21 protein-coding genes and 1 pseudogene are annotated in these 19568 nt (G+C 45.8%); 5 read left to right on the top strand and 17 right to left on the bottom strand.

The window, feature by feature from the left end; genetic code table 11:
- Window positions 1–13: 13 nt before the first annotated feature.
- The 4 genes from pilM to EAE91_RS20930 all read right to left on the bottom strand — a co-directional run bounded on the left by pilM (window position 14) and on the right by EAE91_RS20930 (window position 2184).
- The gene (gene pilM / locus EAE91_RS20915) at window positions 14–448 is read right to left on the bottom strand and encodes a type IV pilus biogenesis protein PilM (RefSeq protein WP_058588738.1); all 435 of its coding nucleotides are present in this window, start codon (window positions 446–448) and stop codon (window positions 14–16) included.
- Window positions 449–454: 6 nt separating this feature from the next.
- Window positions 455–1474 carry a PFGI-1 class ICE element type IV pilus protein PilL2 gene (gene pilL2, locus EAE91_RS20920; RefSeq protein WP_244868973.1) on the bottom strand — a complete coding sequence of 340 codons (1020 nt, stop codon included), beginning with the start codon at window positions 1472–1474 and terminating at the stop codon, window positions 455–457.
- A 147-nt stretch (window positions 1475–1621) separates the two neighbouring features.
- Complete coding sequence (locus tag EAE91_RS20925; protein WP_214090178.1) at window positions 1622–1831, bottom strand: hypothetical protein; 210 nt, start codon at window positions 1829–1831, stop codon at window positions 1622–1624.
- 23 nt (window positions 1832–1854) lie between these two features.
- Entirely contained in the window at window positions 1855–2184 is a 330-nt protein-coding gene (locus EAE91_RS20930; protein ID WP_011145405.1) for an Abi family protein, read from the bottom strand.
- A 303-nt stretch (window positions 2185–2487) separates the two neighbouring features.
- Here EAE91_RS20930 and EAE91_RS24775 point away from each other — a divergent pair, with 303 nt between their 5' ends.
- From EAE91_RS24775 to EAE91_RS25105, 5 genes are all read left to right on the top strand, one after another.
- A complete protein-coding gene (locus tag EAE91_RS24775) occupies window positions 2488–2676 on the top strand; it encodes an addiction module antidote protein (protein ID WP_011145404.1) in 189 nt (62 codons plus the stop codon).
- A gap of 1232 nt (window positions 2677–3908) precedes the next feature.
- Window positions 3909–4802 carry a type IV toxin-antitoxin system AbiEi family antitoxin domain-containing protein gene (locus EAE91_RS20940; protein ID WP_011145401.1) on the top strand — a complete coding sequence of 298 codons (894 nt, stop codon included), beginning with the start codon at window positions 3909–3911 and terminating at the stop codon, window positions 4800–4802.
- Between the two features lie 12 nt (window positions 4803–4814).
- Window positions 4815–5702 (top strand): nucleotidyl transferase AbiEii/AbiGii toxin family protein, encoded by an 888-nt coding sequence (locus EAE91_RS20945; RefSeq protein ID WP_214090179.1) that lies wholly within the window; start codon window positions 4815–4817, stop codon window positions 5700–5702.
- 259 nt (window positions 5703–5961) lie between these two features.
- Window positions 5962–6357, top strand: coding sequence for a PP2C family protein-serine/threonine phosphatase (locus tag EAE91_RS20950; RefSeq protein WP_214090180.1), 396 nt, complete (start codon window positions 5962–5964; stop codon window positions 6355–6357).
- A gap of 97 nt (window positions 6358–6454) precedes the next feature.
- Window positions 6455–6556, top strand: a complete 102-nt coding sequence (locus EAE91_RS25105) for an integrase core domain-containing protein (protein WP_369931627.1) — start codon at window positions 6455–6457, stop codon at window positions 6554–6556.
- Between the two features lie 525 nt (window positions 6557–7081).
- Here the strand turns inward: EAE91_RS25105 and ssb are convergent.
- From ssb to EAE91_RS21020, 13 genes and pseudogenes are all read right to left on the bottom strand, one after another.
- Complete coding sequence (gene ssb, locus EAE91_RS20960) at window positions 7082–7546, bottom strand: single-stranded DNA-binding protein (RefSeq protein ID WP_011145397.1); 465 nt, start codon at window positions 7544–7546, stop codon at window positions 7082–7084.
- Between the two features lie 73 nt (window positions 7547–7619).
- The gene (locus EAE91_RS20965; RefSeq protein ID WP_011145396.1) at window positions 7620–8078 is read right to left on the bottom strand and encodes an STY4534 family ICE replication protein; all 459 of its coding nucleotides are present in this window, start codon (window positions 8076–8078) and stop codon (window positions 7620–7622) included.
- A gap of 659 nt (window positions 8079–8737) precedes the next feature.
- Window positions 8738–10768 (bottom strand): DNA topoisomerase III, encoded by a 2031-nt coding sequence (locus tag EAE91_RS20970; protein WP_214090181.1) that lies wholly within the window; start codon window positions 10766–10768, stop codon window positions 8738–8740.
- Window positions 10769–10771: 3 nt separating this feature from the next.
- The gene (locus EAE91_RS20975) at window positions 10772–11470 is read right to left on the bottom strand and encodes a PFL_4669 family integrating conjugative element protein (RefSeq protein WP_214090182.1); all 699 of its coding nucleotides are present in this window, start codon (window positions 11468–11470) and stop codon (window positions 10772–10774) included.
- Between the two features lie 268 nt (window positions 11471–11738).
- The gene (locus EAE91_RS20980) at window positions 11739–12980 is read right to left on the bottom strand and encodes an STY4528 family pathogenicity island replication protein (protein ID WP_214090183.1); all 1242 of its coding nucleotides are present in this window, start codon (window positions 12978–12980) and stop codon (window positions 11739–11741) included.
- The gene (locus EAE91_RS20985) at window positions 12949–13212 is read right to left on the bottom strand and encodes a ParE family toxin-like protein (RefSeq protein WP_041379952.1); all 264 of its coding nucleotides are present in this window, start codon (window positions 13210–13212) and stop codon (window positions 12949–12951) included. Before EAE91_RS20985 ends, EAE91_RS20980 begins: the two co-directional genes overlap by 32 nt.
- Window positions 13209–13799, bottom strand: coding sequence for a DUF2857 domain-containing protein (locus EAE91_RS20990; protein ID WP_214090184.1), 591 nt, complete (start codon window positions 13797–13799; stop codon window positions 13209–13211). Before EAE91_RS20990 ends, EAE91_RS20985 begins: the two co-directional genes overlap by 4 nt.
- A 66-nt stretch (window positions 13800–13865) precedes the next feature.
- Window positions 13866–14114: a TraR/DksA C4-type zinc finger protein gene (locus EAE91_RS20995; protein WP_214090185.1), complete on the bottom strand. Its 249-nt coding sequence runs from the start codon at window positions 14112–14114 to the stop codon at window positions 13866–13868.
- Window positions 14107–15828 carry a ParB family protein gene (locus EAE91_RS21000; protein ID WP_214090186.1) on the bottom strand — a complete coding sequence of 574 codons (1722 nt, stop codon included), beginning with the start codon at window positions 15826–15828 and terminating at the stop codon, window positions 14107–14109. Before EAE91_RS21000 ends, EAE91_RS20995 begins: the two co-directional genes overlap by 8 nt.
- Window positions 15825–17204 carry an SPI-7-type island replicative DNA helicase gene (dnaB-PI, locus tag EAE91_RS21005; protein ID WP_214090187.1) on the bottom strand — a complete coding sequence of 460 codons (1380 nt, stop codon included), beginning with the start codon at window positions 17202–17204 and terminating at the stop codon, window positions 15825–15827. Before dnaB-PI ends, EAE91_RS21000 begins: the two co-directional genes overlap by 4 nt.
- Window positions 17197–18081 (bottom strand): ParA family protein, encoded by an 885-nt coding sequence (locus tag EAE91_RS21010; protein WP_214090188.1) that lies wholly within the window; start codon window positions 18079–18081, stop codon window positions 17197–17199. Before EAE91_RS21010 ends, dnaB-PI begins: the two co-directional genes overlap by 8 nt.
- A 486-nt stretch (window positions 18082–18567) precedes the next feature.
- The gene (locus EAE91_RS25110) at window positions 18568–18690 is read right to left on the bottom strand and encodes a transposase (RefSeq protein WP_214090189.1); all 123 of its coding nucleotides are present in this window, start codon (window positions 18688–18690) and stop codon (window positions 18568–18570) included.
- 764 nt (window positions 18691–19454) lie between these two features.
- Window positions 19455–19568: pseudogene (locus EAE91_RS21020) on the bottom strand (IS5/IS1182 family transposase); the annotation flags it as partial.

Here is a 19568-nt window from a genome sequence, read left to right on the forward strand (position 1 = left end):
CCTGTCCGTCTTTTCAGTTGAAATACACCACATCACCATCGCTAATCCCGTCAGGAAGAGTGAGTCCTACCTCTCGACCAGATAAGCCATACAACCGTCCCTGCCGGACTTCACCAATCAACATTGACCCCTTAGTGCGTTCGCGCAGAGCAGTTACAAGACCGGGTATTTCCGGCATCCACACCCAGAGCCGGCCTTGACTGATAACATGCCGGATACGGGCATCAGGCTGAAAAGGCAGAATGAGCTTACGAAGATCCACCGTGTCATTTTTAGATGAGCCGCCACGCCAGTGATTAATGGCACTGGCTAATAGCAACATTTGGTCTGCCAGTATTCGAGCCCTTGCGTTGTCAAGATTGACGTGCAATTGTTCTGCCTGCCTCATCTGTACACCACCTGCAATCAACAGAAAAACCAAAGCAAATGCACTAATGACGTACCCCATTATGGTTTACCGTGCCACAGGTTTATCACTGACTGAAATCAGGCACTGAAAACGACTGACTTCGGCAAACAACGGCTTCTCAGCCTGGCGGTAAAGATCAAACACTTGTACCAACAAGGACTCAAAGTTACCTTTGAACGTCAGCGGTGCATCAATGCGGTAATCCGTTGGTGACGACCACACCACTACCCAGTGTCCCCCTACCGGACAATCAGTCGCGTTGGCCCACCGCTCCAAAGTTCTACGCAAAGTGGTTCCTGTTTCCGCATGCCAGATGTTTCCTACCGGTACCGTTGTCACTGGCGTACTACCGCTGAGTAGGGATTTAACAGGCTGAGTGGGTAGTACAGAAGAAATGGCAGTAGGTTTCCCTCCTGTCACAGGAATTTTAGGGGTATCTGTTTTTGGTCTTTCAGTTATCGCTGGCTTCTCCGGTAACGGAGTAGCTAATGTGCTGTTGGACAATGTAAGTGCCGGTACCCGCATTTTTGGCGGTGCCATCCGGCCAACCGTTGTCTCGGAAAATTGACGATATTCATCACGTAAAACAAAACACACTTCACGGTTCACCTCATCTACCCAGATACGCCATGCAGACCCGGCAACAATCTGTAACGCTTCACTGAGCCGTATCGGCCCAATTTTGCGTTGAATAGCCGGTAATGGCCTGCCTATCAATTTAACGAAATGGGGTGCGGTGGTATCACACAACGAATAACCGGTTCCAAATAGCAGATAGCGCAATCCATCACCAATGCGTTGTACCAACGGTACTTGCATGGTGATATTGATGATTTGATTTAGCGGTTCACGTTGTGCAGCCTGGCTGCCTACACCCACCAAGGTATAACGATCATAGCGTGTAACTTCCGGTGTCAGAGGATAAATATCGGATACGGCGGGACGTGTCTGATGAGAATGGTGAAAACTTACACCTGACGCGGTAGTCTCCTGAGCTTGTCCGGTACACCCAGCCAGCACAATGACGGACAACCAACTAAGTGAGAAAAAAACAGGGTTTTTCATGCGCATTCCCATGCAGGTGATCCTAAATGCGGCTTACTGTGCGGGGATCCGGGACTGTGCTCAATGCAGAACTCTTTTTACAAAATCAAAAAAAACGCACCAATCGAAGTCAGTGCGTCAGATGAGTCAATTCGTCAGAGTGAAAAGTTAATGCCAGAACAGATCTGCCTGCCAGTTATGAGCAAACCCAGAGCTACGCAGATAAGGCTGAATCGCCGGATATCGCTGTATCAGATCATCAATCGTGTCAAAAAAGTTCAGGCTGGTAATACCGAGTGTTTTTATCATCTGATTCATGATTACCAGAACATTATAAAGGCGATTCGTCTGTAGCGGCGCAACGGTAAGAAGATGCATACGTCCCGTTGAAATATTTAGCTTTATAAATTACTGTGCGCGGCAAGTGTGTGATCGAGACGGCTGCGTAATTTAACTTCCAGTCCGACGATGACCTTAAAAAGGTAAGCTCGGAGCTCTTCATCAAACCGGTAAATCTGAACGCCATGCTCAAAGAACGCTGTCGGACGGTAATGCTTACCACCGGGGCTAGCCGGATCGAGGAACAGATGCAGGTAAATTTTGAAGTGGTGATAGCTTATCTGGCTAAGAATTTGTTCTGCATCGGCAGTATTCTGAAACTGAAGATACTTAGCCTGTAAATCGGCAACAAGATCCCCCCAGTGAGCGATACGGCTTTGGATAGAAGGCATAAGGCATGATTAGCAGTCATCCCTGAAGGGGAAAAAAGAGGCCAAAAAAAAGCCCACTAACATCCCCTAAGGGAACATTGCGAGCGTTGTTAAAGCTAATACTACGCCTGACGTAGATTTTGTCAACGCATTTTGACACTTTTGTCAGATTCGCATAGGGTTATTCTCGGTATCTGTGAGTAACCAGGCTTTTGAATTGCCCTAGAATATTAAACTGCAACATAGTGTGGTGAAGATAAAGGCAACCAATCCCACGCTATTGAATTGGCAAAAACCATTGCCACGCAATGGAAGGAGTAACCGATGAAAAGCCAAGAAGTAAAATTCAGCCACTACGATACTGCCGATTATCTCCAAACAGAAGAAGATACTGCGGCGTATCTGGAAGCTGTGATAGAAGATGGTGATCCTTCCCTTATTGCAGCTGCTTTGAGTGACATAGTACGAGCCCGTAACATCAGCCAACTAGCAAGAAATGTTGGAATGAACTGAGAAGGGCTTTACAAGGCCCTTTCTGGCAAGGGAAACCCTACATTCACAATAATCACAAAGGTTGCTAACGCCTTGGGGCTACATTTTATTATGCAACCCATTAGAACACCGGCAACGCACACTCAATAGGATCAAACCTTGTTTTTCTCCAACATATTGGACTAATTTTCGATCGAAGTAGAATAGGTGGAAAAGACGGACATAAAGCCTGTTTCTATCTACACAAATTCCCTGTTGCAAAATAGGGAATCTTTTTGAACTTATCGTAATAACAACAATCAATCCCTTAAGACAAGAACATAGAGTAAGCCTCTGGTTTGAAGTCACCTCCCCAGCGGTTTCTCATCAAACCGTGCTTCCGATTACTCTACACACAGCCTTGCTGTGTGGTTAAGATTTACGGTTTATTCAGGTTCACTTTCGTTACAGTTTGCCCGCCCTGACAATCTGTGGTAGGAGGGAACTTGTTCGGCATTATTTCCATGCTTCAATCACCATCTACACATATGACATAGCTACATCGTTAAACTAACCAACTACGGCGACAGGACTATTACCTGCAAGATATCAAACAGTTTTTCAGTCCATTCAGAACGGCTATGAATACTAATGGATATCTAAAATCAAAAAGTACTAATATTTTCATTAGGTTAATGAAAGATCTTGAAACGTAAATTATTTTGTCAATTTAAAGTGAATTTTCTAAACAAAACTTACAAGTTCTGGTTGATGGGTTGATGGTCAGTAACCAACAATAGTGAATAAACTGCCCCCCAACATCATGATAATAGATGACACCATTCCCTGAAAATTATTTCAGTGCGAGTAAATTGGCCCCTTCCCCAAATTTAATACCAAGCTCAATCAGAGAGCTTCGTCTTTCTGGTAAAGTTGGATAAATTCCACCGGTGTAATGATTTTTTAATGGTCATTTTTTCCTGCCGAAACAGTAATATCAAAACCATTTCAGCTCTTGGTTGTTGCAAGAGCGCTATAGTAACCACAATAAACCACTTTAGCTGACTGACAACGCTACAACCCCTATCAGCTATTACAACAATAATGTCCTTAGGACATTATTGTTGTAATAGTAACATGTTGTCAAGCTGTTTTTTTGTTTCCCTTTAATTCATGCAGTTACAGTCTCATTTCGAAGTCTTAAAACTTGACATTAAACATCTGTCAATGTATAAGTCCTTAGGACTTATACATTGACAGGTATCATATTAAATATGAAGAAAACAACTTCACTGCGAGATGCACTAAGGCTCATAATTCTTAACTATCATCCTAAACCGATAATTGCTCTTCATGAACTCAATATGTATATCTACATGCTCTACCGTGACAGGATGTTTGATGGTATCCGCATTGGCAAAATCCAGGCAACTGAACCGGACAAACGAATCATGGATGATGCTCTGGAAGACATGGTTAATCAGGGAATTCTGTCACCCATTATTCCTAGTTTTATCTGGCAAATCAGTAACAAAAACCAAGCGAGTGCTCAGCAGATTGCCTGCTGTCTCACACCTTACTCCCATCTTGCCTATCTGTCCGCAATGGAATGGCATGGCATCACCGATCGTATTCCACATATTGTGCACCTGATCCAAGCACCTCTTAATACTGCCCGGAGCCTTTATCAGGAACATTTACTGAAGGATTTCCCCGCTATAAGCAACATGCAACCTCTGATGATCCGCGGGTTCACTCCATACGAAAAAATCGATGGCAAGGAGCTGATTTTCCATACCCATAGAAACTACAGAAAAAAGCAGGAACTCCATGACTCCGGTGGGATTCGGGTAAGTAACATAGGTGAAACCTTTCTGGATATGCTCAGGGAGCCGGATCTGTGTGGCGGTTTCTCGCATGTACAGGATGTGTTCCGTGAATATGCTGGTGAATACCTGCCTGTAATCGTCAAAACAGTTGATAAAAATGGAAAAGGTATAGATAAAGCCAGGGTAGGTTACCTTCTGGAAGAAGTCTGTGGACTAACCCACCGCACGATTGAAACATGGAAGAAGACTGTTCAGCGTGGAGGAAGCCGTAAATTAATAGCATCAAACCCTTACAAAAAGACATACTCCGAAGTATGGTGTATATCCATCAACAACTGATAAATACTCTATATGGAATACTTTATAGAAGACTGGATCGCCGATGCGCCACAGGACCGCATCACCTTCCGCCAGGCCGTACATATAGTTCTACAGGCCATTGCCTCCAATGAATACCTGAAACCAAAAATGATAATGAAAGGCGGGATACTGCTTGGCCTGAGATATCAGAGTTCAAGATTTACTGAAGATATTGATTTCTCAACGAATATGCGACTTGCCGATATAGATCAGCAGACTTTCCATGAAGAGCTCGACGATGCCCTAGCCATTTCTTCCGCAGAATTGCCTTATCAAGTGACCTGTGCCGTTCAAAGTCTTTCCATTCAGCCAAGGAATACCGAAGAGGCAACCTTTCCGTCCTTCAGACTGAAAATAGGATATGCCAGGAACAACAATAACGGTGAAATGAGACGTCTGCGACAGGGACAATCTCCCCATACCGTCAAGATTGATTACAGTCTGAATGAACACAGCCTGAATGTTGATCACATCACCCTAACAGATGACAACGATATCCAAGCTTACAGCTTCACGGATCTTGTGGCCGAGAAAATTCGTTCAGTGATCCAGCAGATTGTCCGTAACCGTTCACGTCGTCAGGACATCTACGACCTCAATCTGCTTTTAGACAGCATCCAACCTGAAAACAAGGACAAATTGGCTATACTGACCACACTACTGGAAAAATCCACCGGTCGCTTGGAAGACGGAATGGTCAACCCCGAAACCCTAGGCAGAGTGGATATACGTGAACGATCCTCACGGGAATATGAACTCCTGAAAGACGAGGTCGAAGGGGAACTTATGGACTTTGATACCGCCTATACACGTATTGTGGATTTCTATAAATCCCTGCCTTGGGACTTAGTAACAGGTTGGCAGAATGTTGCAAAATAGCCTGTATCTGTGTCATCAGGGGCAACGAGACGAGCAGCTGGATAGATTTTTCTTTATCAACACTGGTGTATGTTCGGTCTCCGTGATGGCAGATGGATTCAGCCACTGCCATGCCAGTCCGCATTATGTTGACTGGCTGGGTGAACAACTTTATGCACTGGAAAATACCGGAAGTTGCTGCAACGAGCTGTGCGGAGAAGTCCTCCGGATCCTGAGCTGTAATGACTGTTATCCGGGAAAGGCTAGTATTGCGGTTATCGTGTCTGATCAAGAAAAATACCGCTATGCCACTCTGGGTGATACACGGATTTACTGGCCCTCACACAGCTTCAGAACCACCGACCATTCACTGGCCCAGCGCTGTATTGACCGAGGAAACTGCCCAGCAGAAAAACTTCGTGACCACCCGCTGCGTAACCAGCTCACTCAGTTTGCCGGTGCTGACAGCAAACATACACTCACCTGGTCAGAACGGGAACGCACATATCATGATGCCATCATTATGTGTACTGATGGCTTCTGGTCCCATTTCGATGATAGGTTTATCCACGAAATACAGACCGAAGCCTCTCTCCACAACGCGTTCAGTGGGATGATAAACAAAAAGACAGTACCTGAAGATAATGTCTCCGTAGTCCTGCTCCGAGATCTGTGACACCCGTATCGGTTGTGATAAGGACCGACCAAGGGGCCTGATTTTACCTTGCCGTACACCCGAACAATGGGCTTATCATAACAGTGCTGAACTGAGAATCACTCAGCTGGGTAAGCTCACACAAAACAAATTTATTGAGAGTTTTAATAGCCATTTTCGTGACAAATGTCTTAATTCAATGATATTGAAAGATCTCTGACTCCTCTATCCTGCATCTCTCAGAATTTCAGCGGTTACCTTATATCGTTGATTACGCGATAGGTTAGACCATGACAGGTAGAGGTCTCGTTCGTTCCATTCAGTGCTATATATGCATCCCATCCTCAATACCCCGGATCCCTGCCATGACTTCATTTGGTTGTTAATCCGTCATGATTCGCTGATCTTCGCCCCCGTTCTACAGGCTCGACGGAACCACCCTACACCACACTTTCCCAGTATCACTGTGTGGCTGAAATTTACGAAGCTCGTTCAGATTCACTTGCTGCATACTTGCGTGCTCCCACTGTCTAGGTCTAGGGACACATTTATCCAACGTTGCTCCCGTGCTTCAGTCACCCTCCCATACGTACGCCATAGCCACACAATCAAACATACCAATTACTGCGGCAAGACTTTCGCCTGCAAGATACTTTTACTTTTTACACAACTATAAAAAACAAAAAAGCCCCGTATAATCGGGGCATTACAGAAAAAAACTTACCTTTTAACTCTTAGGTGAACTCTAAAAAGGGATCAACTCGTCAAAATCGATTGGTGGTTCACTTCCTCGGGGCGGCACTGACGAAGAGGATTGCGATTGTTCCCGACCACTTGAACGGGAAGGCTCACTTTGACTACGCCCCCCTAACATCTGCATCGTACCCTGCTGATTGAGCACGACCTCCGTGCTATACCGATCTTGCCCACTCGCCTTGTCAAACCATTTACGGGTACGCAACTGACCTTCAATATATACTTGGCTGCCTTTTTTCAAATATTCACCAGCAATTTCGGCCAGTTTGCCGAAAATGACCACCCGATGCCATTCGGTACGCTCTTTCTGCTCACCCGTTTGTCTGTCCCGCCAGGTTTCCGATGTTGCCAGTGACAATACCGCCACTGTATCACCCTCTGGCCGATAACGCACCTCTGGTTCTTGTCCCAATCGTCCAATAAGTATCACTTTATTCACGCCGCGTGAAGCCATGTAACTTCCCTTTCAAAATGTAGATGAAAAAAATTCCCCGAAAAAATGCACTCCGGAGAGACTTCAGGGGCAGTCAAAATGAATTCTCTGCATAATGCTTTTGCGAAGACTTATTCTGTACAGGCGGCACGGATTCAGGTTTTTCAGCTTTATAAACCATCTCCTGCCCGATTTTGATCCAGTCAATTTTAATCAACCGCGCTCTTAAACTGACACGCTGTTCACCGGCATGCTCACCCTTGTTCAACGTAAAAATCCCGGTAGACGGCTGACTTAATGTGAAACCCAGTAAGACTTTTTTGTCCTCATCAACCGCTTTCTGACAGCGGCTGATTAAGTCACTGTTTTCCTTACCGGCAACAGTGACATCAAAGCGAACATAAGACGGATTCTCTGTTGGTCCACTCAATGCATTGATGACCGCGCTGAAAAAACTGCCATTCGGACCATTCACCTTGCGGACATTGCTGAGATACCCCAATCCATTGATATTCAGGTTGAAATATTTATTTTCAGTGGTAATTGCAGACATGATGTTCTCTCTATGAAGTGAAAAAAAGAAACGACGGAGAACACATCACCCAAGGCGGGAAGTGATGTTTCCCGCCGGGAAGCCAGTGTCAAACACAGGCTATCTGATAAGTTAAAAATACACCTTCATCACTGTTATCAGTGATACCCGTTTCCAAAGGATAAACGGGTTTACCGCCCGCAGGCGCCACCTCTCAGGCTACAATGGCTTTGTGACAGGTCACACGAAAGCGTCAGTCTCAGACCTTTCTGACATTGAGAGCAGTCACCCAAAGGCATTCCTCTCAGACTGCGGGAATATTGGCGATTGTCCGAAGACAACAAGTTATCCCACGCATTTTTGAATCAGGGGGCCAGACTGTCAACGAGGAAAATGATTTTTGGGAAGCGGTAAAAAATAGCGCCGCCCAAAGGACGGCAAGGAATCTGCACTGGCATATGGTACAAGGTTGGAAGCTAAGTAGTCTCAACAAACTCCAGGGACATTCAACTATCCCGGCGCGGCTATTTACCAACCCTTCAAAGGAAGCCGTTTACCGGACTGACAACAGAGAAAATCTATGCACGACTTGCCTGTCAAACCGCAGTCGTGGGGTGCAATGTACCAAAGCCAGTTTACCTTCCCAGATCTCCAGCTTAGGTACACAACAAAAAATCAGCTCACCCTGTCATTGCCGGTTTTTTCGGTATGTTCTTATGCCGGGCAGATCTGGTTTTTCTTTTTCCATCGACGGTGCTGACTACCCCACTGCATTCCGGGTATTTTATACATCCCCAGAAAACACCGTTTTTTCCCTGGCGTTGACGCGTTACGCCTCCACACACCGGACAAGGCAATGAAGGCGGCGGCGTGATCACGACTTTCTGCGCCTGAACCTGCTCCACTAAATATTGGGTCCATTGTATCTGACGAGCCATAAAATCCGGCAACTCCGCCTGTCTCTGAGCAATATCATCCAACGCCTGTTCCCACAATGCAGTCAATCCAGGGTTGGTCAACGCGGTAGGCAACGCGGCTATCAACTCGCTGGCAATCTGCGTAGCGTGGATATACTTGCCCTTTTTCGTCAGATAACCCCGTTTAAACAACGTATCCAGTACCCCTGCCCGGGTAGCCTCCGTTCCCAGCCCGGCATTGTCCTTCAATACCTTCTTAAGTTGCGGGTCACTGACAAAAGCAGCGGCATTTTTCATCGCCGCAATCAGTGTACCCTCCGTGAAGTGAGCGGGTGGCTGAGTTTGCAACATTCGTAAAGTAGCCTCATTAACCTGACATGGACTGCCTTTGACCATCGACGGCAAACTTTCTCCCAAAGAATCGTCTTTCCCGATGGATGCCGATTCATCTTTACCCGCTGAAAACAATACCCTCCAGCCAGGAACAATCACTACATTGCCCCGGGTACGAAACAATTGCCCACCGATATCAAAAGTCACTTCAGTTATATCCATTTCATGCAGAGGAAGGAACTGTGCCAAATAATGTTGACGGATAAGCTGATACACTTTACGCTCATCATCCGTCATCTTCTTCATATCACAGGGCTGTTTTGTCGGAATGATACCGTGGTGCGCCGTAATTTTTTTGTCATTCCAGATACGCGAAATCAATGTCCTGTCCAGACTATCCACCACAATCCGCATAGCCGGATCACTTTTAACCACAGCATCCAATACTTGAGGAATTTCCGCCTGCATAACCGTAGGCAAATAGCCACAATCTGTGCGGGGATAAGTGATAGCCTTATACGTCTCATACAAGTTTTGAGCAATGTTCAGTACTTGTTGAGCTCCCATATCCCATTTTTTTGAGCACGTTTGCTGCAAACTGCCAAGATCGAATGCCAGAGGAGCCGCATGCTTTTCCCGTTTAGTGTTGATTTCCAGGACCGTAGCCGTACCAGCTTGTTGGCATAACTTAACCACTGTCTGTGCCACATTCTGATGAATACAGCGTTTTTCTTCATCGCAATAGGTCGCAGCGGGTACCCAATCCGCCCGGAAAATTCGTCCGTCACACTGAAGGTCAGCCACCACCTGCCAATAAGGCTTAGCCGTAAAAGCGATAATCTCCTGATCTCGAAAGACAACCAGTGCCAAAGTTGGTGTCTGGACACGTCCAATAGACAAAATGTCACTATATCCGCCTTCACGGGCTTTCACGGTATAGAGTCGGGTAAGATTCATACCGATAAGCCAATCTGCTCTGGCTCGTCCCAGTCCCGCCAAATACAACGATGCCGTTCGTTCACCGGGCAAAATATTAGCAAGCGCCGCACGAATACTCACCTCATCCAGAGCAGACAGCCATAAGCGAGATATCTGTCCCTGAAACTGGCAATAATCCAGTAACTCTCGGGCAATCACTTCCCCCTCTCTATCAGCATCAGTGGCAATCACCACTTCATCCGCTTGTTTCAACAGACAATTGATAACAGCAAACTGGTCAGCCGTCTCCTTTTTAACCACCATTTGCCAGGACGTCGGCAATATCGGCAATACCGATACCCGCCAGGGAGCACCATATTGTTCACCGTAAACTTCTGGACTGGCAGTTTCCAATAAATGCCCAACTGCCCAAGTCACCGTCACCCCCGGCCCAGTTAAATACCCCTGCCCGCGCTTTGTTGCACCTAATACCGCCGCTATATCCCGCCCTTGAGACGGTTTTTCACACAGAAACAGTTTCATCGCTTATTTCTGCTTTACCGTACTTTTTAATTCAGGAGAAAAAACAGAACGTTTTTCGCCCCGCATAACAGCCTCATCCGGTAGCCCCAAACGGGTAATAGCTTCCCTGCCGACAGGGGTTTGGGAAAGGATATCGTCACGAGTAACAGCAAAACTACGGTACGGCTGGACAACACCGTAGATTTGGCGTACCCAGTGTCCCCCTTTTTTTAAAAACCCGTCACATTGTTGACGGGAAATCAGCGCATAATGGTGCGCCTGCAAGGCTTTCATCACCAGTTGATCGTAACCCACTAATAGCCAAACACAGCGGTAACCCAAAGGAGTGCGACTGTAAACACCAATATTGAGCGGAGCGACAGAGGCAATCTCAGATAAATGGATTTGAGCAGGTACCCCCGAGAGTGTAGCCGCCAGTTCCGCTAACGCCGCCTGCATCTGGTCATGAGCAGAAGCGAGCTTAGTTTCCAGTGCCAACATCGCCATATCGGCATACGGATTATCTATCAGGGAATCCTGACTGATCCGACCGGCTAGTGAGAAAAATCGCGGCATGCTAATAATCACCGGTTTATTCTTTTTGCTACTTTCATCCCGGCGGCCATTCCACAGGCTGATAGCGTAATGAGTATGCAACTCAATGGTAAGTGAGGAATGCAGTGCGCCTGAGCGAACAGCATGTGTCTCTTTAGTTTCAGTCATGGTACATTCTCTCTGTGACATAAGGATATCGCTGAGATAGTTGCGTTATCAGGCTGTGACCACAATTCAAAACTCTTTTTTGCTCACCCCAAAAACCTGATTAACATCCCATAACCATAATGATTAGACTCTAATCACTGTATGTCTTTTGGCCCATGATTAGACTCTAATCACCGTTTTTATCTATTTGATGGCATTTAAAAATACCCATATACCTCGGAATGCCTGACTCTATAACCCCTTTAAGACTCATCCAAAGTGCCCCTATTTATCTTTTCATCAAATTCTGCCGGATTTCAGCAATCACTTTTTTCATTACGGCAGGATTGGCCTTTCTTTGCACCTCTGGCAAAACAGGTCTGTCTTTCTGACGGCTGGCAGGCACAGGCTTTTTCATGCCGGGGTTTTCCCCCTGATTTGCTGTACCGGGGCTTCTCAACTCTCCCTGTCTGGCACGTTTCATCAGTGTCAGTAGGTAACCCACCGGATTTTTTAACGAGCCATTTTCCAATGGAACTCGCAGGCTATCCAACACCAAATGCCTCTGATCAGACGGAAGTGCCTGGAGTTGTTCCGTCAGCATTCTGATGTCGTCATCAGAAAGCTGATTTCGTAACGCTACAGGCAACAAATGCTCAACAATCGGGTTGTCGCCATCCGATGGGGCTACGTACGTATTTTTATTCACACTCTGTGTGAAATGACGTACGTAACCGTTCGATTGCCGAACTCTGTCATAACTCGTTGATTTTAGACTGAGTTCGGTTGCCGAACTCGGATTACTATCCCCTGTTTTTGTATTGAATTCGGTTACCGAACTTGGCTGACTTATTGCTTGCAACGCCGCCATTTGCTGCGGCGTTTGTACCTGACCTAACCGATTTTCCAGTAAAGCAATGCGGGAACGGCGATGCCGCATCATCGGATCATCTTTAACTTCCATCAATACTGACCAGGCAGTCTGACTAATCACCCGGTTTTTGTGGCGACACGCCTCCCCCACCGTGTCCAGCCAGTTGGGATCAAGCGCTTCAGCATCATGAAATGTCAGAGGCTCATCATGCTGGGCGTAGATGTTTCCTTTTACCCGCCCTTTTTCATCCCTGACGCGTTTGCACAAACTTAGCCAGCCGGTTATTCGCAACATCAACAATACCCGGCTGACGGTTTCCCGGGAGGCTTTACCGCTGTGTGGAGAGGCCAGTTGCAATTGCAGTTCATCATAGGTAGGGAAGACCGCTCCCGCATTTTGTTGTGCATACAGCCGTATCATTATCCAGGCCATCTTATCGAGCGGAGATAATCGGGTATCCAGAATTAACTGACGGGGAATAGCATCATGCACGTTCCCCAGATACAACAGCCCACTGCGCAACTGTTTTTTTTCATCACCCTCAGCTTGCTCTGCCAGTCGTGCATTCATCTGCTCCAACGTAAAAGCAATGAGGCTATCAGAGGACAAAGGAGCCTTCCGTGTGTTATTTCCAGATTTCATTGTTGTACCGCTCATGTGTCATCATTTCCCAATCTCGTCCTCCGTTACGACTTAACAACCGCCAAAACATGCCAATATCAATTTTTAGGCAACGATGAGAAACTTTACCTTTGCCTTTCGCCCTGATCCGAGTGTAATTTTTGCTACCCTGTCGATAACGTTTCAATTGTTCTACCGCTTTCTTTCTATAGACAAGCGGTACAGAACAGGGGGCCAACAAACCCTGAGTGATCTCTGTCTTTTTCACCGGTCTTGCCGTCCCTGGCCAACCTCAGGTTTCACCGTGTTCTTTTCGTCTTCACTCCAACCACGTACAGCATTCCAGACTGCCGTCAGTGACACAGCCAGCTGTTCAGCAGCCTGCATCATCACATCCAGCCCATCTGCACTATCCAGATCAGTGACATTCGCTTTCCACAGTCGCCAGACCTCAGCACTGTCTTTATCTGTCAGCATCAGGCATCGACCCTGGCGAGCTTCAATCCCTAACATACGACGACGGGAACTCACCTCAACAGAAGTCAACCCAAAGTAGTGTTGCATCAATTCAATTGAGCCCCCTAACATCAGTGCCCGATCAAGACGTTGCAGACGTTTTTGTTCACGTCGGGCTTGTTGCAGCATTAACGCAAAATTTTCATGATGGATACGCAGCGTAAGGACTGACACCGGGCTATTCATCAGATAATGCAAGTCTTCCACAGTCAAACTGTGTAACATCCGCATTTCTTCGTCCATCAAACCCAGTGCTTCACAGCGACGGAGATAACCCGATTTCAACTCCATGACCAGTTGAGTTAACAAGGCGTTGGTTACCTGGGATATCTGACTCATAAGGCACCTCTCTCAATGCAATACGATACGTCTGAACAAAATTGGAACATATAAGATCTGAACTTACTAACCACGACGGCCTCCGATAACACGTCTGACCTGTTCCCAATGCTCAGCAATTTCCTGACATCCAACACACAACTGGACCCCCGGTAAAATCTGCCGACGTTGCTCATCAATCCGATCACCACATTCTTCACAATATTTCAGTGACACCCCACCGGTATGCATCTCACGCCGTACAACAGCGATCTGCTCTTCCAGCCACATCGCGGTAACAGCCTGAGCCCTCGTGTCATCAATATCATCAGACATTGCAATTCCCTTCTGCTGAGACGACTGACAACTCACGTTGCAGTTCACGTAACCGGCGCAACACCCGAATAAGACGCATAAATTTCACTACCGCCACATCAGACAATACTGGCGCATCCTTGTCAGACCCTATAAACCAGGTTCCCAACATGTCTATATCTGATTCACCGTTATTGTCACTATCCCCCGTTAACGACAGCAGAACCTGTACAAAACGTGATGCCGTATGGGAATCAGCTAATCGATAACCCACTTCACAGGCCGTATCTTTAGCTTCCTCAAGTTCATCCGCTCCCCCCATTTCTTCGGCTAACTCGAATGCCAAACGAAACGCCATATCTTGTAAATGCTCAATATCATCTCGTACCGGTGAGATAGACCAGATATCACTGACCGGCTCCAGACCAGTCTGTGCAAAACTCAATCCATCAGATGGCGTAGGCTCTGTTAATAATGAAGTCTGTGGTGGTGTTGGAAGACAGTGATTAAATTCACTTAAAGTAGAAGGAACTATCTGCGATAAAGGTGCTGATACTAAAGGCGCAATATCTTCCTTATCCTGTATTGTCGATAACTCACTGGATAAAGTTGGCCGAGTTTCATACACATCAGGCTGAACTTCAACTTTGGGCGGACAAGCTTCATATTCCTCGGTCTTTTTATCTTCCTGACATTCGATAACATCCCCATGCGACTCAGGTTCCACTGCCGAAACGCAGGCAGCGCTTTTAGTCACAAGAGGTACCGACTTTTCAGGCACTTCAGCGGCTTGTCTATCCGCATCGCGCAAATGTTCAGCAATAGGAGGGGGCTCACCAAACAACTGACGACGGTTTCGCTCTTTCGGATCGAGCTCCAATAACCAGCGATCATAATTAAGGGCAGGATGTGGCAAAGCTTTTATTAATTCCCCAATCAGTTCATCCCGTAGCATGTCAAAAGAATAGAGTTCAGGATTATCAAAGCGCTGACATACCTCACCAAAAACTGAATCGAAGTCCTTCCCACACGATGCCTCTGAAGAAAAACTATTCCAGGTTTTTTGAGCATCAATGCGTAAAGACAATATGTTTACTGCTTGCGGACGCCCCATACCCGATATCAACAAATTAGGCATATGAGGATATAAATATTGCACCGTGTTATGCATCTGACTGATGCTGGTTTGTGATATTGGAAACCCTTCTTGTTTTAATAAATCTGTCAATTCTCGTTGTGAGATCGGTCTTCCCAAACATTTCTCATGCATAGAACTTGCGTTAAAAACACCAAGCGCTTTCTCTATAAACGTTAAATCCCCCCGAACATCATTTTCTGCCAGATGCCCAATGACACACTGCAACCGACCAGGCCAGGGTTTAAACAAACAAGGGATTCGGAAAAAACGTTCCTCACCCGTTTCTTTCCATAATTCACATAGGATTTGGTAACGGGTATTGCCTCCATCACTGAAAATGTAAACATTTCCACTCTCTTCTGGATCTCGCGTCACTTTCGGTACAGAATCCAGTCCTCTGGCACGAACAGAAGCCTTAATATCGTCGAAACGGGGATTACGACTGAGGCGAGGGTTATCCGGGTTTGGCTGTAACTCATCCAACGTTAATACCATTGGCATTTCTGCCATAGGCAAAACAACAGTACTGGTTGGTGATTGTGGTGTTTTGCCACGTTGAAGTATTGCATCGCTTAGAGAGGTTTTATACTTACTCATATATTTCCCCTTTCAGCACCAAGATCATAATACTTCTCAGTAAGATCACTAAACCGGGTACAGGCACCATCAAACTGGATCTTGACTGTTCCAATCGATCCCTGGCGATGTTTACCAATAATGATTTCTGCTACCCCAATATCCGATGTATTGGCGTCATACACTTCATCTCGGTAAACAAACAAGATCAGATCAGCATCTTGCTCTAGCGCTCCCGATTCCCGTAAGTCCCCGTTATTAGGGCGTTTATCTGCACGTTGCTCTAGTTGACGATTAAGTTGTGAAAGCGCCAGTACTGGGCAACCCAATTCTTTACCCAGCGCTTTCAAGCTACGGGAAATTTCTGCAATTTCCTGGGTTCGGTTTTCCTGCTCCGGGCTTCGGATAAGTTGCAGATAATCCACCATAATCAATGAAGGTCGACCGTATTTACGTACATTTCTGCGGGCACGTGCGCGTAATAAAGCCGGGGTCTGATAACTGCTGTCATCAATTATCAACCGGTTTTCCCACTGAATTAATGTCTCCATTGCTCTGCTGAGCCGTGCCCAATCTTCATCATCCATTAATCCACTACGCAGACGTTCAAGCGGAACACGTTCCAACATGGATACCATACGCATCAGTAATTGATCCATCGGCATTTCCAGACTAAAAATCTGAACAACAACATCAGGAGCACTCTCCAGTGCGCCCAGACAGAAAGCCAGTGCCAGTGCGGTTTTCCCCATAGAAGGCCGACCAGCCAGCAGGATAAGATCACCCGGCTGAAGACCACAGGTTTTGGTATCCAGTTCACTAAAGCCTGTCGGAGTACCCGTTACCCCATTACCGCCATTGGCCTGCTCCAATTTTTCAATCAGCAAACCCAGCCCTTCTTTCAAGCTAATATCTTGATGCGCAGCTCTCTGCTCAGACAGCGTATATAAACGCTGCTCAGCCATTTCAGTAATGTCAGTAAACTCAGCACGGGGATGACTAGCCTGAGCACTCATCTCATTTCCCAGCGTTATCAATTGACGCAAGCGACTTTTAGCCTGAACAATTTCCGCATAGGCAACAATATTTGCCGCACTCGGTGTGTTTTTGCCGAGTTCGGCTAAATAAGCAAATCCTCCAACCTGTTTTAGTTGCTCCTTTTGCTCTAAAATTTCAGACAACGTTAGTACGTCAACAGGCAAATTGGCCGCAAACATGGTTGCGACAGCGCCATAAATCCGTCGGTGAGCGGGCAGGAAAAAATCATCAGCATGTATCAGCGGTATGATTTCATCCCATCGATCATTGTCCAACATCAGTCCACCGAGAACAGCTTGCTCGGCATCACAAGAATACGGTTGCTCAATGCCATCCGGTAAAGAGAAAGGGTCACGCATTCTTTGCCCCCTTATTCGCAATCAACGCATCAAACTGTTCATACCATTCAGGAAACAATTCACAAGCCAGACAATGCATCGTTTGCGCAGCAGCAGGACTTTTACGGGTAGTTTTGTATTCAAGACGGTGAACAGGTTGAGCACGTACATGCCCCAGCTTATAAATATCAAGCAGATCGATGCGGGTTTTCAGCAGTTGGTATACTCTTCGCCCACCAAAAGAGGACGTATCGTAACGTTTATGCTCGATAATATGGGCCAGTTCATTCAACGTATCGCGGTCAAGATTAGTGCCTTCAATACCATTCGCCAATATCTGAATTAAAGGTAATCGAATACCATAATTTTCAAACGGTTGCAGTCGCGTCAACATACGCAACGATCCCCGCAGGAATTCACGTACATCCGGTAGAATGGGCTTAATCACCCCCAATACAAATTCAGTAGCCGTCAGCACAACCAGCTCGGCCATCACACCAGTAGCGCCCTTTGAATCAATGATGATAGCGTCATACTGACTGAACAGGGGGTGCTGCAATATATTCCTCAGACGCAAACGTCCGTCAGGCGCATGAAGCATGGCCGTAGGCAGGAGTTCATCGGGATCATTGGAAATGATGACATCCAGATTATTTATAACAGAACGGGAAATAATCTGGTCTTTCTGACCCAGGTCAGCAGTCTGCATAAGAAGTTCATACAAACCAGCTGGGGCTTCGTACTCAAGTGCAAAAATACTGCTTGAAGTAGGTTGAGAATAATCAGCGTCAAGAAGGAGAGTTTTGAATCCGGCATCTGCAAGAAAACCGGCTACATTGGCGGCATGTGTGGATTTACCTTCGCCACCTTTAGGCGAAATTACGGGAAGTATCTTCATTTTGCACACTCGAATTTAAGTAATTTCAAGAGTACAAAACTGAATCAATTTTAGTTACAAAACATCAACATCTCAGCAAGAGGATTGAAAATCCTCGTGTCGGTGGTTCGATTCCGCCTCCGGGCACCACTTCAAAGCGCGTTGATTGAGAGATGAAAGCTCGACGGGCGTTCGATACTGGGACCTAAGTATATCGTTACAGTTGACTTAATCTTGCATCGCTTAGATATAAAGTATAAAGGTTCTAGATTCAGGATATCTGAGAGATCAGACGTCCTTTTTTTCTTTTTAGCGCAATACTTACAAGTTCTATTGCAACTGTCAAACCATCCAAATCAAAATTAATGAATTAACACGATGTTGTATGTTAGTCATTCAACCTTCCTCATTGATCAGAAGAAAGTTAATTATAAGTGATTTGTATCAGTTCAAAAAATTCCCTATCTCACAATAGGGAATTTGTGAAGATAGCTTCGAGAGATGGGCTCACCCTTTTAACTGCCCTGATTCATGTAATTTGGGATTGAGTCCTGCATAAGCCACAACCTGCCTACTGTGATGAAATCGTGAACCATCACCAATATATACCCTATGGATTTCAAGATACATCGCGACAGCAAGGGAGTGAATCCCCGGGAGTATAGCAAAGTATGTGACCGGGGTGAGCGAGTACAGCCAACAAAGAGGCAACTTGAAAAATGATGGGTATAAGCTAATAGATGAGTATAAGCTAATAATAGTTAATAACCTGTCGACCCGCTTTATTTTTAATCTGAGCCCGCCCCAGTAAAAATCGACCAATAAATACTGGTCAGTGTTAATGATGCCCCATTAATTAAAGCCGTGGTGGTATCTATTAAGGAGTTTTATCGGTATTAGTGAAAGGGTGTTAAGGCATCCAAGAAGAAACTGTCGCATACTTTACATGCGGCATGGCAATGATCTCATTGAGTTGGTGGAACAATCTGTAGATCACATAACGCTATGCCTGTCTATTTTCTGGGGATTCCTCAGAGCTCAGCTAGGGTTCTATCCAAAATTTTATTGCTTACTTTTTTCTCAATGGATTTAATCGACTGAAACATCCACCCCCCTTTCTTTTAAAATATGCGTTATCAAGCCGGTAAGCCTGTATCCCGATATTAATTAAAGCAGCCGCTTTAAGGGTGTATCCCATATACATTGGAGGAAACAGAGCCATTAACACGTATAAGCATAACGCTAGCCCCACCCGTAGCCAAGCTTTCTGGCCCTCACTAATTAGTTTCTTGAAGTATCGTGTTGCCAGAAAATTGATACTGAGCTCGGTAAGCCAACAGGTTGCAAATACCAGACAAACAACGATACACATCATTAACACTAGGTAGTGTCCCTTAATTATATAATCTCCGGCAAAAGAGTCGAATACAGCCTAATTTCACCATCGACAGATAGTTTCGTGCTGTTTTTTCATAGCGTGTTGCAATACGTCGATTACCTTTCAAAAA

The sequence above is a fragment of the Photorhabdus noenieputensis genome (genome assembly GCF_018448935.1).
GTDB lineage: Bacteria > Pseudomonadota > Gammaproteobacteria > Enterobacterales > Enterobacteriaceae > Photorhabdus > Photorhabdus noenieputensis.

What these genes read in the sequence shown, in the direction of transcription:
- pilM (WP_058588738.1), bottom strand. Translation starts at nt 448, where the DNA reads ATGGGGTACGTCATTAGTGCATTTGCTTTGGTTTTTCTGTTGATTGCA.
- pilL2 (WP_244868973.1), bottom strand. Translation starts at nt 1,474, where the DNA reads ATGAAAAACCCTGTTTTTTTCTCACTTAGTTGGTTGTCCGTCATTGTG.
- EAE91_RS20925 (WP_214090178.1), bottom strand. Translation starts at nt 1,831, where the DNA reads ATGCATCTTCTTACCGTTGCGCCGCTACAGACGAATCGCCTTTATAAT.
- EAE91_RS20930 (WP_011145405.1), bottom strand. Translation starts at nt 2,184, where the DNA reads ATGCCTTCTATCCAAAGCCGTATCGCTCACTGGGGGGATCTTGTTGCC.
- EAE91_RS24775 (WP_011145404.1), top strand. Translation starts at nt 2,488, where the DNA reads ATGAAAAGCCAAGAAGTAAAATTCAGCCACTACGATACTGCCGATTAT.
- EAE91_RS20940 (WP_011145401.1), top strand. Translation starts at nt 3,909, where the DNA reads ATGAAGAAAACAACTTCACTGCGAGATGCACTAAGGCTCATAATTCTT.
- EAE91_RS20945 (WP_214090179.1), top strand. Translation starts at nt 4,815, where the DNA reads ATGGAATACTTTATAGAAGACTGGATCGCCGATGCGCCACAGGACCGC.
- ssb (WP_011145397.1), bottom strand. Translation starts at nt 7,546, where the DNA reads ATGGCTTCACGCGGCGTGAATAAAGTGATACTTATTGGACGATTGGGA.
- EAE91_RS20965 (WP_011145396.1), bottom strand. Translation starts at nt 8,078, where the DNA reads ATGTCTGCAATTACCACTGAAAATAAATATTTCAACCTGAATATCAAT.
- EAE91_RS20970 (WP_214090181.1), bottom strand. Translation starts at nt 10,768, where the DNA reads ATGAAACTGTTTCTGTGTGAAAAACCGTCTCAAGGGCGGGATATAGCG.
- EAE91_RS20975 (WP_214090182.1), bottom strand. Translation starts at nt 11,470, where the DNA reads ATGACTGAAACTAAAGAGACACATGCTGTTCGCTCAGGCGCACTGCAT.
- EAE91_RS20980 (WP_214090183.1), bottom strand. Translation starts at nt 12,980, where the DNA reads ATGAGCGGTACAACAATGAAATCTGGAAATAACACACGGAAGGCTCCT.
- EAE91_RS20990 (WP_214090184.1), bottom strand. Translation starts at nt 13,799, where the DNA reads ATGAGTCAGATATCCCAGGTAACCAACGCCTTGTTAACTCAACTGGTC.
- EAE91_RS20995 (WP_214090185.1), bottom strand. Translation starts at nt 14,114, where the DNA reads ATGTCTGATGATATTGATGACACGAGGGCTCAGGCTGTTACCGCGATG.
- EAE91_RS21000 (WP_214090186.1), bottom strand. Translation starts at nt 15,828, where the DNA reads ATGAGTAAGTATAAAACCTCTCTAAGCGATGCAATACTTCAACGTGGC.
- dnaB-PI (WP_214090187.1), bottom strand. Translation starts at nt 17,204, where the DNA reads ATGCGTGACCCTTTCTCTTTACCGGATGGCATTGAGCAACCGTATTCT.
- EAE91_RS21010 (WP_214090188.1), bottom strand. Translation starts at nt 18,081, where the DNA reads ATGAAGATACTTCCCGTAATTTCGCCTAAAGGTGGCGAAGGTAAATCC.
- EAE91_RS25110 (WP_214090189.1), bottom strand. Translation starts at nt 18,690, where the DNA reads ATGTATCTTGAAATCCATAGGGTATATATTGGTGATGGTTCACGATTT.